General features: G+C 28.0%; 17 protein-coding genes and 1 pseudogene. 1 reads left to right on the top strand and 17 read right to left on the bottom strand.

Annotated elements, in window-relative coordinates:
- Window positions 1-57: 57 nt before the first annotated feature.
- The 9 genes and pseudogenes from ACOBWH_RS02925 to ACOBWH_RS02885 form a co-directional block, all read right to left on the bottom strand.
- Entirely contained in the window at window positions 58-183 is a 126-nt protein-coding gene (locus tag ACOBWH_RS02925; protein ID WP_424526970.1) for a hypothetical protein, read from the bottom strand.
- Between the two features lie 12 nt (window positions 184-195).
- Window positions 196-330, bottom strand: coding sequence for a hypothetical protein (locus tag ACOBWH_RS02920; protein WP_424526969.1), 135 nt, complete (start codon window positions 328-330; stop codon window positions 196-198).
- 106 nt (window positions 331-436) lie between these two features.
- Window positions 437-670, bottom strand: a pseudogene (locus ACOBWH_RS02915) (ATP-binding cassette domain-containing protein); the annotation flags it as partial.
- Between the two features lie 110 nt (window positions 671-780).
- Window positions 781-1476 carry a hypothetical protein gene (locus tag ACOBWH_RS02910; RefSeq protein ID WP_424526968.1) on the bottom strand — a complete coding sequence of 232 codons (696 nt, stop codon included), beginning with the start codon at window positions 1474-1476 and terminating at the stop codon, window positions 781-783.
- Between the two features lie 263 nt (window positions 1477-1739).
- Window positions 1740-2468 carry a hypothetical protein gene (locus ACOBWH_RS02905; protein ID WP_424526967.1) on the bottom strand — a complete coding sequence of 243 codons (729 nt, stop codon included), beginning with the start codon at window positions 2466-2468 and terminating at the stop codon, window positions 1740-1742.
- A 15-nt stretch (window positions 2469-2483) separates the two neighbouring features.
- Window positions 2484-2762 (bottom strand): hypothetical protein, encoded by a 279-nt coding sequence (locus ACOBWH_RS02900; RefSeq protein ID WP_424526966.1) that lies wholly within the window; start codon window positions 2760-2762, stop codon window positions 2484-2486.
- A gap of 119 nt (window positions 2763-2881) precedes the next feature.
- On the bottom strand, window positions 2882-4264 hold the full coding sequence (locus tag ACOBWH_RS02895; RefSeq protein WP_424526965.1) for a DEAD/DEAH box helicase: 1383 nt from the start codon (window positions 4262-4264) through the stop codon (window positions 2882-2884).
- A gap of 76 nt (window positions 4265-4340) precedes the next feature.
- Window positions 4341-5069 (bottom strand): hypothetical protein, encoded by a 729-nt coding sequence (locus tag ACOBWH_RS02890; RefSeq protein ID WP_424526964.1) that lies wholly within the window; start codon window positions 5067-5069, stop codon window positions 4341-4343.
- A gap of 172 nt (window positions 5070-5241) precedes the next feature.
- Window positions 5242-5646 carry a hypothetical protein gene (locus ACOBWH_RS02885; protein WP_424526963.1) on the bottom strand — a complete coding sequence of 135 codons (405 nt, stop codon included), beginning with the start codon at window positions 5644-5646 and terminating at the stop codon, window positions 5242-5244.
- A 236-nt stretch (window positions 5647-5882) separates the two neighbouring features.
- Between ACOBWH_RS02885 and ispH the strand changes: the two genes are divergently transcribed.
- Window positions 5883-6779, top strand: coding sequence for a 4-hydroxy-3-methylbut-2-enyl diphosphate reductase (gene ispH, locus ACOBWH_RS02880; protein ID WP_424526962.1), 897 nt, complete (start codon window positions 5883-5885; stop codon window positions 6777-6779).
- Window positions 6780-6839: 60 nt separating this feature from the next.
- On the opposite strand, the gene ACOBWH_RS02875 is transcribed toward ispH, so the two are convergent.
- The 8 genes from ACOBWH_RS02875 to era all read right to left on the bottom strand — a co-directional run bounded on the left by ACOBWH_RS02875 (window position 6840) and on the right by era (window position 15886).
- Window positions 6840-8402, bottom strand: a complete 1563-nt coding sequence (locus tag ACOBWH_RS02875; RefSeq protein WP_424526961.1) for a hypothetical protein — start codon at window positions 8400-8402, stop codon at window positions 6840-6842.
- 124 nt (window positions 8403-8526) lie between these two features.
- Window positions 8527-9273, bottom strand: a complete 747-nt coding sequence (locus ACOBWH_RS02870) for a Nif3-like dinuclear metal center hexameric protein (RefSeq protein WP_424526960.1) — start codon at window positions 9271-9273, stop codon at window positions 8527-8529.
- A complete protein-coding gene (locus tag ACOBWH_RS02865) occupies window positions 9273-9935 on the bottom strand; it encodes a tRNA (adenine(22)-N(1))-methyltransferase (RefSeq protein WP_424526959.1) in 663 nt (220 codons plus the stop codon). The genes ACOBWH_RS02870 and ACOBWH_RS02865 overlap by 1 nt, the downstream gene beginning before the upstream one ends.
- Window positions 9936-9947: 12 nt before the next feature.
- Entirely contained in the window at window positions 9948-11270 is a 1323-nt protein-coding gene (locus ACOBWH_RS02860; protein ID WP_424526958.1) for a sigma-70 family RNA polymerase sigma factor, read from the bottom strand.
- A gap of 5 nt (window positions 11271-11275) precedes the next feature.
- A complete protein-coding gene (gene dnaG / locus ACOBWH_RS02855) occupies window positions 11276-13153 on the bottom strand; it encodes a DNA primase (RefSeq protein ID WP_424526957.1) in 1878 nt (625 codons plus the stop codon).
- 19 nt (window positions 13154-13172) lie between these two features.
- Window positions 13173-14540 (bottom strand): glycine--tRNA ligase, encoded by a 1368-nt coding sequence (locus ACOBWH_RS02850; protein ID WP_424526956.1) that lies wholly within the window; start codon window positions 14538-14540, stop codon window positions 13173-13175.
- A 47-nt stretch (window positions 14541-14587) separates the two neighbouring features.
- A complete protein-coding gene (locus ACOBWH_RS02845) occupies window positions 14588-14986 on the bottom strand; it encodes a DNA repair protein RecO C-terminal domain-containing protein (protein ID WP_424526955.1) in 399 nt (132 codons plus the stop codon).
- 6 nt (window positions 14987-14992) lie between these two features.
- Window positions 14993-15886: a GTPase Era gene (gene era, locus ACOBWH_RS02840; protein ID WP_424526954.1), complete on the bottom strand. Its 894-nt coding sequence runs from the start codon at window positions 15884-15886 to the stop codon at window positions 14993-14995.
- Window positions 15887-15926: the final 40 nt, after the last annotated feature.

The raw sequence follows: 15926 nt of genomic DNA, 5'->3' as shown, positions 1-15926 counted from the left end.
TATATTATAGCTCAAAAAAATAATTTATTAAGGTTTTTTAAGAAAAGATATCTTTAATTAATTAGTTAATGCACTTGCATGCCCAAAATTTTTATTAACTGAAAAAACAACTTTCCCATAATTTAAAATTGTAATTTCATCTGCAATATCTTGTAATTCTGTTAAAATATGCGAACATATCAAAATTGTTTTGCCCTAATTTTTAATTCGAATCAAATCATTAAATAATTCTTGGCGTGCAGTTGGAGCTAAATTAGCGGCAGGTTCATCTAAAATTAACACTTTTGGATCAGCAATTAAAGCTTGAGCTAATAAAACTTTTTTCTTCATTCCTGATGAAAAAAGTATTAGGATTTTTACTGCGAAATTTTCATAAATTTAAATTCTCTAAAATTTTCTTTGCCTTTACTTTAGCATCTTTAAAAGGAATATCACGTAAATAACTCATTTCAACTAAGTATTGATAAACATTTAAATGCTTTGGAAAACGAGCATTTTCAGGAATATATCCAATAATTTTTTTAGCTGCTGGAGAATTAGCTTTCAAACCATCAATATTAAAATTACCAATGGTAGGAATAATTGCTCCAACCAACGATTTAATTGTTGTTGTTTTCCCACTACCATTTGGCCCAATAAAACCATGAATTTTTCCCTTTGCAACTTTCATATCAATATTATCAGGATCTAAACCATATTTTTTAAATCTTTTTGTAAATCCATGAATTTCAATTGCTAAATTAGGATCTGGTGTAAAATCATTTTTCTTTGTTTTCATAACTATACAAAATCCTTTCTTGTAATTCATCATAATGTTATTGCTGCTAATCCACCAGTTACTAATAAATAACCAGCATACATTCCTGTTAAACTAGTTAAAGTTACCGATTTATTAAAATCAGCCATTAAGAAATATCCTTTTTGTGTGGCATTACTATTAACTTTATATTCAACATTATTAACTTTTGCTTCTAAATAATTATTTAATGGTAATAACATTGATGACACAATATTATCTTGTCCTGTCAAACTCGCGCGGGCATCACCAGTTCACATAATAACTCATTGTTGCCAAATATTTAAATAAGCCATTAATTTATATTCTGTTTGAGCATTTGTAATACTTTGCAATTCTGATGTTGCTTTAGTATTATCATCAAAAATAGAACTATCTGAAAATCTTAAATATGCTCCTTGATTCAACCAATAATACATTTGTGAAACAAATTGATAATAGATTGACATTACAGGATCATCAAGATAGACATTTTGCAAATACAAATTATTTGTTAAAAAGTTTATTAAATTATCTCTAAAATCATTAAAATGTTTATGACTATCAGCTGATAAGTTTTCATTAATAGAACCTGCAATTACATTTGGTGAAAGTAAACCACCATATCGTCCAGAACTGTATTTATTATCATAACCAATAATTGTTGGTGAAAATACTCCTTTATCATACATTGTTTTCATAATTTTATAAATTTGTTTTGAAGTATTGGTTGTTAATTTACTTTCATCTAATTCATTTAAATTAATTTTTGCTGATGATGGTTTTGTTGATGAAACAATAAGGGGATTCCCACTTGCTAACTCTTGATAAAATTGCCCTAAAATATTAATTCCTTTATCAGTATTATTGAAAAATTGAACTTTATCAATTCCACTTTCAGTTTCAGTAAATGGCTTTGGATTATAACCATCAAATTCTAAAACATAATTGTTAATTAATTTTGCTAAATTTGGATAATTAGTTGGATTTTTTTAACTTCTGCTACAAACTGTTCTCAATTAATTGTTGGTGTTCCTGCAGTTGCTATGGCGCTTTGAATTGCCACATTAATATTATTAGCTAAACTAGTAACATTAAATGAACCAACTGTTTGGCTATCTAAATTAGAATTAATGTTAAGTTGAAGTTTGTTATTGTAATAATTTCAAGTTGGTCATCCAACACGATCAAGCATATTATGATATGTTTTAATAAGTTCAGAATCATTAAATTTGACGGGGCTTTTTGCTAAGTCCGTTGTTTTCATTAAATATGCTGAAAAATTATCAGAAAGTTTCGTTGAATTATAAATAAACGGAATCATTGCACCAATTACAGTTAAAAAACCAATTGTAAATAAAATTCCAATAACTCCTTTTACATTTAATCCTAATGAAATTAAAATTCCAATTGTTGTTAAAAATAATTGTAAAATAAAACTTGTTAAAATCATAAAATTAACTTTGCTTAAGATTGCTTTTCCTAAGGCAAGTCCTTTTAGTCCCATTCCTAATGAAATTAAAGGTCGCACTAACAAAATTATTACTGAATATATTAAACATAAAAATTGTAATGCTAATCATTTTTCAATAATCATTCTTGTTCGTGAAATTGGAATTGATGAAAAAATTAGTAATGTTCCATCATCAATTTCATCGCGAACTAGTTGGACGGCTTTAAATCCAATAAACATTGATGTTAAGCCAAACTATAGCATATATCAAATTCATGCATAAATGTTAAATGTTGATTTTGCATTCTCACTATATTCGCCACTAGGATTATCCATCATTGATGTTGACATCGAAATAATAATAATTAATCCTACTGCAAATGTTAAAACAAACATTACATATGTTGATGGTGATTTTAACATTTTAATTAAAGTATAACGAAGCATTTTTATTGAAAAAAACGAACTATTTTTTTTCTTTAGATCTGATTTTTTCTTAATACGTGTTGTCTTTGTCGCCTCATTATAAGTCATATTTTTCCTCCTATTTATTTAATCAATAATTTCTAATTTTAGAAATTATGAAATAATTAAAAAAAAAAAAAAAAAGGTTTTGTTGTTTTTTTTAAATTAAATTTTTAAACCTTACCTTATTATTCTTTATCAAATAATTTAATCCCCCGTTCTTTTGATTTTTCTTTTTTAATTTTCTTAATTGATGCTTTTATATGATCACGACGAATTTGTTTCTTTAACGCCGCGATTTCTTCTTTTCGTTTCTTTTTATAACCAGGTTTAATTTTTTTATTATTATCTTTTGTTTTATAACGATGAATAATTTTATTAATTTCATTATTAACTTGTTCTGAATTTTGTTTTTTTGGTTTATTAATCACTAAATCAATATCAACTAATTCATTCACCTGATTTCATTTTTGATACTTAAAAGCAATTCCCTTTGCAATTAATTGTTCAACCAGCGTTAAATTTTTTGTATCATACAAAGCATAACTATAACCAGTATAATTTGCCCGTCCAGTTCGCCCACTACGATGAATATAATATTCTAAGTCATTTGGTAAATAAATTGAAATAATATGACTTACTCCAACAAAATCAATTCCTCGCGCCGCAATATCACTAGCAATAACATACTTATATTCTAAATTACGAATTCGTTTTACAACTTGAGTTCGTAACCGTGGTTCTAAACCAGCATGCAATTGGGTTACTGAATAATTATGTTCTAATAATAAATCATAATATTTATTAATTTCTTCTTTCTTATTAACAAAAATCAAACACAAATAAGGATCAAATGTTTTTAAAAGTTTCAATAAAATAGTACTTCGTTCTTGATGCTTAGTTGGAATTAAAATATGCGTAATATTTTGGTTAGTTATTTGATTAGCATTTAAATCCAAATAATGCGGATTTTTTAAATATTTTATTAAAAATGGTTTTAACACTTCTGGAATTGTTGCTGAAAATACAGAAACTTGAACGTTAGGATTAACTTTACTTAAAAGATAATCAACATTTTCAATAAAACCTAAATCAAAAATCATATCACATTCATCAATAATAAATATTGTTAACTTTCCTAATTTTAAACTTTGTTGATCAAACAAATCCTTTAACCGTGTTGGTGTTACAACCATGATATGCGGTTGACTTCGTTCTAACTGTTCTATTTGCCGTTTAATGTCTTCTCCCCCAACAAAGCAATTAACTTGTAATGCTAGTTGAAATGTTTTAAAAAAACGAATGTTATCATAAATTTGTTTTGCTAACTCACGGGTTGGTGTCACAATAATTGACTGAATGCTTGATTGCTCATAATCTAAATTATTTAAAATCGGTAAACAAAATGCAAAAGTTTTGCCAGTTCCAGTATGAGCTTTGCAAATAACATTTTGATGTTTTAATAACAATGGAATAACTTTTTCTTGTACCATTGTTGGTTCTGTAAAATTTAATTGTTCCAAACCTAAATTTAGAAATCGTTTTAAACCTAACTTATCAAAATTATTCATTATTAGCACCCTCTCAATATCAAAATTATAACATAAATAAAAAATGAAATTATTGCTAATTTCACTATTTAAACTGCTATTTTCCAGCAATAACATTTAGCTTTCTGATCGTAGTTTTTTTATTATATTTAATTTTAAAAAGATCTTTTTCTTTGTTAAAAGCAGTTTGTGCTTGGTCTAATAAATTAGTTCAATATTCTTTTTCTTTTGCAAAATTGGTTGGTTGCTCTTGACCCTTTTTAACGGCTTTTGTCATTTTTGCTAATGCTTTTTTAGCATGCGTTTTTGTTTTTTTAAGATTTTTTTGAGCATCTAAATATTCGATTGAATATGGGCGAGTCATTGCTTTAACCATTTTTGCAGTTATATAAAAACCAACAAGACTTAAAACTGGGATGGCAACTAACAAGGCAACAACAATGCTTCCAGTCACTGTTGCAAAATTTGTTCCAATTTCAGGTTCATAGTCTGATGGTCATTGAATGACACCATTTATAACACTTCCTGGATGTTTTAATCATTCCATCAAATCAATTGCTGAACCATTAACAGTAACATAATTGGAATATCCTCAAATAAAACTGCCGCTTGTTGCTAATCGCATTACTTTTCCAAGTCCTAATTCAGCAATTAATTGATAACCATTCCCATCGAATGTTTTAATATCCTTAACATTAACAGGTAGTTCTTTACCTTCCCAATAATAACCATTATAATGAACAGCTAAAAAAGCTAACGCTAAGACTAAAATAAATAAAACAATAATTCAAATTAAAGCAATACTTCATTTTGCAAATGTTTTCATAATTTAACCTCTTCCCCCTCATTTAAGTTTATTATAGTCCTAATTATTTAAAATTCTTAATTTTATTTTTCTATTTTCAATAAAACAGGAAAAATATTAATAAAAACTTTAAATAAAACAATAACTAGTTAAACTAGTTATTGTCACTATCTCTATTTTTTCTCTTATTTTTTTAACGAAGATTTTTTCCCTGTCGTTTTTTTGCACCATTGCTTTTTGGGGTTGCTTTTTTGGCAGGGTTCCCATTTCCAAATGCTTCTAATTTTTCATTTGCTTCTTTACGATTTTTTGCTTCAAGTGCTTTACGTTGTGCTGTTGATTTTCCTAATCTCTCTGCAATTAATCTTTGTGCAGTAATTGCGGTAGTAATTGCTGAACCATCTTTGGCGCGATAATCCGCAGCAGTTTTAGTATAAACATCTCCAACCGAACGATCAATTGATCTTTTCATTGCTGGAGTTGAATCTACTACTGCTTGTTCCTTAATAAATAGTCATTTTTCTTCCACACCATTTTTTACTACTTGTTTTTTAGGCGCTGATGCCTTGCTAGTTTTCACAGTTTTTGAGCTTGCCATACTCAATCTCCTTTCATATAATGCTCTTAGCGCTATATATTTAATTAAATTATTTTTATCCTAAAGTATTACTAATTTAAGATAAATGTAATATTTTAAGGAAAATCATATCCTTTACCTTAAAATAGACTATATAATAGTATCAAATTTAACCAAATTAATAAATACCTTTAATAGATTATTTTAAAATGATAAAACTAACATTTTTTAGTTGTGTTATCATATAAATAGATAAAATGGACGGTGAAAAAATGAAAGTTGTCAAAGTAACACCACGCGGATATTGCCTTGGTGTTGTCAAATCAATTAAATGAGCAAAAGAAGCAGCAATAAAATATGCTGGTCGCGAAATTTATATGTTAGGTTATTTGGTTCATAATCGTCATGTCATTGAAGAAATTGTTAACTTAGGTGTAATTCCTGTCAATGATTTTAAACTTGATCGGTTAGAGTTAATTAAGACATTACCAGATAATGCTGTTGTCATATTAAGCGCCCACGGCAGCGATGATCGAATTAAAACTGTTGCTGCTGAAAAAAATATTACGCTTGTTGATACCGAGTGTGAATGAGTAACAGTAACTAAGGACCTAATTAAAGAATACTTATTAAAAGACGACTATCAAATTATTTTTATTGGAAAGCACTTTCATCCAGAGACAAATACAATGTTAGCAATTAGTTCAACCATCAAACTTGTTACAAACGAAGAAGAAGTTGATGCAATTCTTCCCAGTCTTGATCCGAATAAAAAAATCTTAATTACTAATCAAACAACTTTATCAAAAATTGATATTGAAGCAATTGTTGAAAAAATTAAAAGATTAATTCCTAATGAAATTACTTTTAAAAACGACTTATGTAACGCAACATTAGAACGACAAAATGCAGTTTTGAATTTAGACCCAACCAGTATTGATCTTTTATTAGTCGTTGGTGATGAACGCAGCAGCAACACTTTAAAATTAGTAGAAATGGGAGAACAAATTGGCATTAAATCATATCGTATTAATGATAAAAATGATATTGACCTGGCATGACTCGCAAACAAAAGTTGTGTTGCTGTTACTGCTGGTGCTTCAACACCAAGTATTATTCAATTAGAAGTAATTCGCTTTTTAGAAACCATCTAAAAAATAAATAGGAATCTTTTTATAACAAAAAGATTCCTATTTATTTTTATTATCTTAAAATTATACCTTAGATTTTTCAAACCGAAGTTCAAAATATCATGAGGTCCAAGCAGTATAAAAAATCGCATTATTTGTTCCAAAATGAAAATCAAAGTTTCAAATTAAACGCCGCCCTAAAATAAAACTAGTTTTATTGACATTTAATTGAAGATTATGATTTCTACTTAAATTTCCTAAACTAAAGATATTTAAACCCGGTAAATCTTTTGCTTCCTCAGAGGCCTTAAAATCATTAAGTAAAATACGTAAAACCTTTCTATAATCATATTGTGACAAAGCTAAAACTTTATCAAACGTTGCTTGGTTAAGATAAAACACTCCCGAGTTTTTATTTGATTCAATTTGAAAATGTTTAAAAAAAGCAATTATTAAATTTCCAAATTGCATTAATTTATTTGTTAAACCTTCCTCTGTAATTTCAACTTGGACTTTTAACGGATGTTCGTCGCTAACAACAGCGCCTGATAATGGCAAGCCAGCAACAATTATTTTTCCTAAATTAATATTAAAAGTTGCTAAATTTAAATTATTACCCCCGGTATCAAAAACATTAATAAACGAACGATAAAATTTAACAAAATGTTCTGATGTAATTTGACTTACCTGATAATTTTCACCAGCCCAATTATATGAAGCTGTTTCGAAACGGACAACAACTTGGACTTGGCCATTTGTTTTATCATTAACCGCACTAGTTAACAAAGTTAATAATGGAATTGCTGAATTATATTTAATATTATCACTAAAAGTTTTTAAATTAACATCTTCTGTTAAAACCTTTTTTAATTTTGTAAAAATAATATTATCTAAATCGGTAAAATTACTTGTATAATTAACATTAAAATTATCATAAACTGATTTAAAATCATTATTCTTATCAATTTGGAATGTTCCTTCTTTATTAAAAAAAGCAACAACTACTTTTGAAATTTTACTAATGAACCCCGCTAAAACTTTTTTCATTACTGTTGGATTATCAGTGATAATATATTGCATTGAATACTCCGAAAATGATGTTAACGTTTTAAAATGAACTTCAAATTTAAAATTAAAATTAACTCGAACAGCATGGACATTTTTAATCGTTGGATCAGAAATAACTGCCAATTGTTCAACGTCAATAAAATTTAGATGGTATGTTAAACTATTGGGCACTATGGCTAATGGTGTTGTATTAATATAATAATTTGAATAATCATTAATAATTGCATTATTAATATTATTAAAACTTGCCATAAAACCAGTACTTAAAATTGATAAAGCTGGTTCAACTTTTGGGTCAGTTAGCATAATGGGCACATTTTGTTTATCTTTATCAACCATTGTATATAAATTATCAAATTGAGTTTGATATTCAGTACTATCAATAATGTTTTTAGTTCGAATATAATCTAAAAAACCATTAGAAGCACGTTGTGAAATTTTGTTTAAAATTTCAACATCTTTAGCGATCCCAATATTGGGGTCTTCTTCTAGTTGAGAATACTGATGACATCCAACAATTGTACTAACTCCTGTTGTTGTCAAAGCAGAAATTCCCAACAATGTTAATAGTTTTTTCATTTTTATATAGACATCTCCTTTTTTAATTGACTTATTAATTATGACTTAAAAAAAGAATAATCAAATAAAAATATGATTTAATTTTGCAAAATATTGCAATATTTTGCAAAATTAAAAAATATTACTAACGGTAGTTAATAATATTTTTAATATGATAACCTATAACTGATAAAGTTGGAAATTTACGTTTTAAATAACTAGCAAAAGCGTTACTAAAAAAATCTTCCATATAGTGGTTAAAACAGACAACTGAAAGTCGTTTCTCATTTGCTAGCACTCACTGGTCTCACTTTACTTCGCCGGTAATAAAAAGGTCAACTTCATTATCAAGTTTAGCAATAACATCCCCACCAGCACCAGCTGCTAAAGCAACCGTTGTTATTGGCTGCTGATAATTTGTTAAATTATGTTGCACTGTTACAATGTTAAAAATTGTTTTTAACTTGGTAATAATTTCATCAACCGTTAATGTAACATAACCAATTTTAGTAAAAGGATCACCTATAAACGAAGTAATTTTTTGAGCATTTATTTCTTGTAAAATTAGTTCATTCATTAAACCATCATAATTAGTATGGAGAGCATAAACTGAAATTTGGTGTTCTTTCAAACGTTTTAAAATTTCTTGTTTATAGCCAATTTGATATAATGTTTTTTTCTTCCCAAAACAAAACGGATGATGTGTAATAATCACATTCGCTTTTTGAGCAATGGCTTCATCAATCACTTCTGTAGTTAAATCCAAACTAACAAAAATTTGTGTTACTTCATTATTTTTAACTCCCCATTGATAACCACTGTAATCTCATTTCGCTACTGTTTTTAATGGAAAGTCAGTTTCAATTTCTTGATATAATTTTTTAATTAGCATTAAATCACCTTATTTATCATTTTCAATTTTGTTTTAATTTCTTGATAGCGTTTTGTTTTTACTGGAATTTTATTTAATAATGTTTGAAAATAATCATTTTTTAATAATCATTTTTCTTGAAAAAGTTTAGTTTGTTCTTTTTGTAATAATGGTCCAAAAAGAATATCTTTCTTATTTTTAACTTTTTGTCCAGCAACTTTATTAATAACAATAATTTCATAAATAATTTCATTTTCTTTAATCAAAAGTTCTTTTTCAATAAAATACTTTTTTTCCTTAACTCATTGACGCAAAATAATTGGATCATCATTTGAACACAAAATATAGCGGTCAATTAAATCTGAATCTTGCTGTAAAATTTCAAGGATGCTAGCACTACCTAACCCCGAAATAATACCCGAATCAATTTTAATATTTGCAAGTCCTTGCAATCCATCGGCTAAAATCGGAGTAATAATTTCCCCAACCTGATATTTAGCAATATTCTTTTTTGCTTGCTCCAATGGTTTTTCCGCAATATCACAAGCATACGCTTTGGTAATTAAATTTCCTTTTGCCAAATAAATTGGAATCATTGCATGATCAGTTCCAATATCACAAATAACGTCTTTATCATTAACTTGTTTTGCAATTAATAATAAACGTTCTGATAATCTATCCATGGTTTAAAACACCTATCCTTTAAAAAAGTCTTTTAATACTTTTGCTTTTGAATTAGCTTGGTTTGGTTTAAATTTTCGAATTGTCTTTGCCTCAATTTGGCGAATTCGTTCACGAGTAACTTTAAATTCTTTTCCTACTTCTTCTAATGTTTTTGGTGAATCATATTTTGACAAATGTTTATCAATTAGTTTATTTTTTCGACTTTGAACTTTTTCAATTGGGGTATCATAGTGAATATCTAATGCTTTCACTGTTTGCACCAATTCCGGGAAAGTTTCATCTTCACATTCTTTTGCTAATCTTAAAACTGTTCTTAATTTTGTTGGTAAAATTCCAAACCGCATTCTAATTACTTTTTCCTCACGTGCTGATAAAATTTCATGAAAAATTTCATCAATTACTTCCCGTAATGACTCTTTTTCAGCATATTCATCCGGTGTAAAAATGTCTTTATCATCAACAAAGTCACCAAAATGAGTATCATCTTCATCTCCAATTGGTTTTTCCAATGAAACTGGTTCAATTGATAATCGTTTAATTTCACGTACTTTTTCACCAGTCATTCCTTGCCCCATTCGTTCAGCAATTTCATTAAAACTTGGTTCACGACCCAACTCTTGTGTTAACTGACGTTCAATCCTTGTTAATTTATTAATTGTTTCAACCATGTGGACTGGAATTCGAATTGTTCGAGCTTGATCAGCAATTGCTCGTGTAATAGCTTGACGAATCCATCATGTTGCATACGTTGAAAACTTAAAACCACGGGTATAATCAAACTTATCAACTGCTTTCATTAAGCCAATATTTCCTTCTTCAATTAAATCTGAAAAATCTAGTCCTCGGTTTAAATGCTTACGGGCAACCGATACGACTAACTTTAAGTTTGAAGTAATTAATTTTTCACGACCATATCGTTTTTCTTCAGGATCTGATGATTCCAATATTTTAGCATATTTAATTTCTTCTTCACGCGTTAGAATTTTACTTGTTCCTAAAACATTAAAATACGCTTTAATAATATCTTGAATTTTAGTTTCGTTTGAAATTCCCCCAACTTTATAACGTAACTTATCTTCACTTTGTTTTTTTCCTGGTTTAACTACTTCTTCAACCTCTTCCAAATTAATATCACTAAATTCGACTCCATTTGCAACAAGTTCTTCAAAATACTCGTCAACATCATTATCATCAATCTCAAAATGATCATTAATTAAAGTAATTAATTTTTCTTGTTCAATTTCATTGTTATTTTCTTCTAAAAATTTATTAATATAATCTTTAAATTCATCAAAAGTTTTCATTTCTCTAATGTCTTTTTTTGATAATCCCATTTTCTCTACCCCTTTTTAAATTTTAACCGTTGGTTCATCTTATCAATTTCCATCGAAATGGTTTGTTGTTCAATCAGATTATTTGCTTTTTCTAGTTTATTTCATAGCATTGCAATCTCTTTTTCATTGGCAAAATCATCAATTAGCAGCGCATAGTCTTCTAATTCTTTCTTATTATATTTAGTTTTAATCGTTGATTTATCAATAATGTCCATTAACATTTTTTTTAAATCCGGATCATTTATTTCATCACACAACATACTAATATTAACATTTTCTGCCCCTAAATGTCTATTATAATATATAATTATATCATTTGCTAGTAATCGGTAACCATTAAAATTTAAATTTGCTATTTTTGTTTGATAAAAATCAGCTGCTTTTCTAGAAGCAAGCAATTGTAACAACATTTTTTGTTCCGCTAATATATAACGTTTTAAACTTTTAATCTTATATTTTGTTTTTGTAACAGCATTAGAATCTTTAATAATTACTGTTGCTGATTTTTCCCTCTTTTTTGCTAATTCAGAAGAATCAGTCGAGAGCATTGGCTCTGAAACTGACGCATTTGCTAAGGGTTTATGATACACTTTAATTTGATTAATTTTAGTTTGAATTGTTTCGCTTGAAATACCAGTAATTTTTACCAAATTATTAATTGCTAATTCTTGTTCTAATGGATCAGGACTTGCTTTAATTAAGGTTCCAACAACATTAATGAATTCTTCTAACTCATTTGCTGCTTCTAAATTAAATTTATTTTTAAAATAATCAACTGCAAAATTAATTGGATGCATAGCGTGCGTTAACATTGTATGAATTAATTCCCCTTGGCCACTATTAACTAATTCATCGGGATCTTGTTGTGTTTCATTTAACACAATTTTAGCTTTCAAATTATTAACTAATAACTTTGCAACAACTTTTAAACTAGCATTAATTCCTGCTTGATCACCATCTAAAAAGACTAGACATTCACCTGTTAACTTTTTAATTTCCTTAATGTGATAATCACTTAAATTAGTTCCCATTAAAGCAACCGTATTTTTAATATCCAATTTATCTAAACTAATAACATCCATATATCCTTCTAACAAAATCAAGTTATTTTGTTGGCGAATGAATGGTTTTGCTCGTTGAATATTATACATTAATTGTTCTTTTTTAAAGACTTTTGTTTCTGGACTATTTAAGTATTTGGCAACTTTATCATCTTGGCCAATCACCCGACCAGAAAATCCAATAATATAACTATCCTCATTTTTAATTGAAAACATAACACGATTATTGAAATAATCATAAACATTCCCATTTTTAATAGTAATTAATCCAGTTTGTTGAATGTCATTAATAGAATATCCTTTTTTTATTAAAAAATGATATAAATGATCAAAGCCACTTTCAGCATAACCAATATTAAACAACTCAATCTCTTGTTGTGTAATCTTTCTTGTTGCTAAATATTCTTTTGCATTATAGGCTTTTTTTGTTGCCAAACTATTACTAAAATAAGCTTGTGCTAAAGCATTAATTTCAAAAATTAATTTATCAATTTCATCATATTTTGCTTTTTCTTGATAAGTTGTTAATTCATCTAAGGAGATATTAGCCATTACAGCAACTTTTTTCAACGCTTCAATAAAACTAATATTTTCATATTCTTGTAAAAAAGTAAAAACATTCCCACCAGCTGAACAAGCAAAACAACGATAGATTTGCTTTTCTGGTGAAATGCTCATTGAAGGATGTGAATCTTGATGGAAAGGACAAACAGCTCAGTAATTCCGCCCCCGCTTTTCCAGTGATAAATACTCTGACATTACTGTAACAATATTTACTTTTGACCGAATTAAATCAATCTTTTCATTACTAATTAATGCCATACCTTCCTCCTCCTTTTAATTATTTTAATAATGCTCTAAAATAATCTTCGAAATTTGCAATATCAATTCGTTCTTGAACCATTGTATCTCGATTCCGAACAGTAACTTTTTGGTCTTCTAATGATTCAAAGTCAAAAGTGACACAAAATGGAGTTCCAATTGCATCTTGCCGACGATAACGTTTCCCAATGTTTCCTGTTTCATCATAAGTACATTGAAACTGATTTAATAATTTTTCATATAATTGATAAGCTGCTTCATTTAATTGTTTACTTAATGGAATAACAGCAAGTTGATATGGTGCTAACAATGGACTTAATTTCAAAACAATTCGTGAATCATTATCACCAATTTTTTCAACATGATAAGCATCATATAATATTGCTAGCATTAAACGCCCAACCCCAACTGACGGTTCAATAACATGTGGCAAAATTTTTTCGTTTGTTTCTTGGTTTAAATAACTTAAATCTTGTTTACTCATTCTGCTGTGTTGACGTAAATCAAAATCACCACGATCAGCAACTCCTCATAATTCACCCGTTCCAAACGGAAACTTATATTCAACATCAATTGTGCGTTTAGCATAATGTGCTAATTCACTCGCTTCATGGTTACGAAAAAGATAATTCTTAGGATTTAGATTAATTAAATTTAAAAACTTAGTAACTTCTTTAACTCAATATTCAAACCAATCTGTTTGGTCATCCGGATGATAGAAAAATTCTAGTTCCATTTGTTCAAATTCGCGTGTCCGAAAAATAAAATTTCCCGGCGTAATTTCATTTCGAAATGACTTTCCAATTTGGCCAATTCCAAAAGGCAATTTTTTTCGTAATGAACGTTGAACATTTTTAAAATTAACAAAAATTCCTTGTGCTGTTTCTGGTCGTAAATAAACAATCGATTTTTCATCTTCCAGTACCCCTTGGTTCGTCTTAAACATTAATTCAAACTGACGAATATCAGTAAAATCATGTGCACCACAATTTGGACATAACAAATTTTTTTCGTCAATAAAACTTTTTAATTGTTCATTACTTCATCCCCCACAATTAAGATCAGGATAATTATCTTCAATTAATTTATCTGCTCGCATACGAGTTTTACATTTTCTACAATCTAATAATGGATCAGCAAAATTTCCTAAATGGCCTGAGGCTTTTCACACATTATTATTCATTAAAATTGTACTATCCAGACCAACATTATATTTTGATTTTATAATAAAATGTTGTCATCATAAATTTTTTAAATTTCGTTCTAACTCAACACCTAATGGACCAAAATCTCAACTATTTGCTAAACTGCCATAAATTTCACTCCCTTGAAAAACAAAGCCTTGTGATTTTAAATGATTAACAACTTCTTCTAATGTATATCGCATTAAATATAACTCCTTTTTATTTCTCTACCCTCAATTATACTATGTTATTATTTAAAATAAATTAATTTTTTCTGCATTTCATAAATACTATAAGAAAAAATCCCAACTTTCGTTAAATAATACTCACATAACATTTTAAATAAAACAATCATTTCTTTGACATTAATTTTATTATGAAAATAAAAATTATCTAGGGGTGTCATACTAAAAATTTTAACTAATTCAATTGAAAAAAGATAATCCGTTGATAAATAACAGTTTTTACAAATATATCCTTCTTCAATGAAACTAATTGTTTTAATATTACTTTTTCCATCGCAACGTTTACACATTGTTAAATTCCATTGTAAACCATACCATTTTAAAACCTGGAACATAAAAACAATCACAACAGTTAAATTATCTTCTCAAGCAAGTAAATTATTTAATGCTGTTGATGTTGTCATTATTACTTAGTAACTTTCTTTGTTATATCATAAACGAGCAATCATTGATGATTTATCACGTCATTTTTCAACCACTTTGACAAATAACTCTAAAAATATTTTTGTTCCTAAAATTTGTTCTAATTCTAAACGAGCTTGAGTTCCAATTTCCTTAATTAGTCGTCCATTTTTGCCAATCACAATCCCCTTTTGAGAATCACGTTCAACACAAATTGAGGCCATAATTTTTAACAATGTTCGTTGTTCGTCAACCTTATCAATTAAAATTGCTACACTATGCGGAATTTCATTTTCAGTTAAAAGTAAAATTTTTTCTCGAATAATTTCACGAATTAAAAATTTTTCAGGCTGGTCAGTTAACATGTCATCAGGATAATATTGTGGTCCCTCTGTTAAATGATCTTTTAATAATGTTAGCAACTTAGGAACATTTTCATGTTTTAACGCTGAGATTGGAATTACAGCAGTAAAATTATGAACCTTTTCTCATTCCGCAATTTTAACCATTAAATCCCCTTTTGATACTAAATCAATTTTAGTAACAACTAAAATAATGGGAACCCCTCGTTCTTCTAGTGCTTTAATAATATAGCGATCATTATCGCCAATATGCTCATTGACGGGTGCTAAAAATAAAATAACATCCGCTGCTTTTGTCGTGGATAAAGCAACTTTATTCATAAATTTCCCCATTTCATGATGTGCTTTATGAATTCCTGGTGTATCCATAAAAACAATTTGTGCTTCATTGTCATTATAAATCCCTTGAATTCGATTACGTGTTGTTTGAGCTTTCGCAGTAACAATTGCCACTTTATTATTTAAAATTGTATTTAATAATGTTGACTTTCCAACATTCGGGCGGCCAACAATTGCCACAAATCCCGATTTAATTGTCATTTTTATCACCTCGTAATTAATTTAATTATAAAGGAAAATA

The sequence above is a fragment of the Spiroplasma endosymbiont of Glossina fuscipes fuscipes genome (genome assembly GCF_049669535.1).
Classification (GTDB): domain Bacteria; phylum Bacillota_I; class Bacilli_A; order Mycoplasmatales; family Mycoplasmataceae; genus Spiroplasma.
This window is presented reverse-complemented; position numbering and strand designations above follow the sequence as displayed.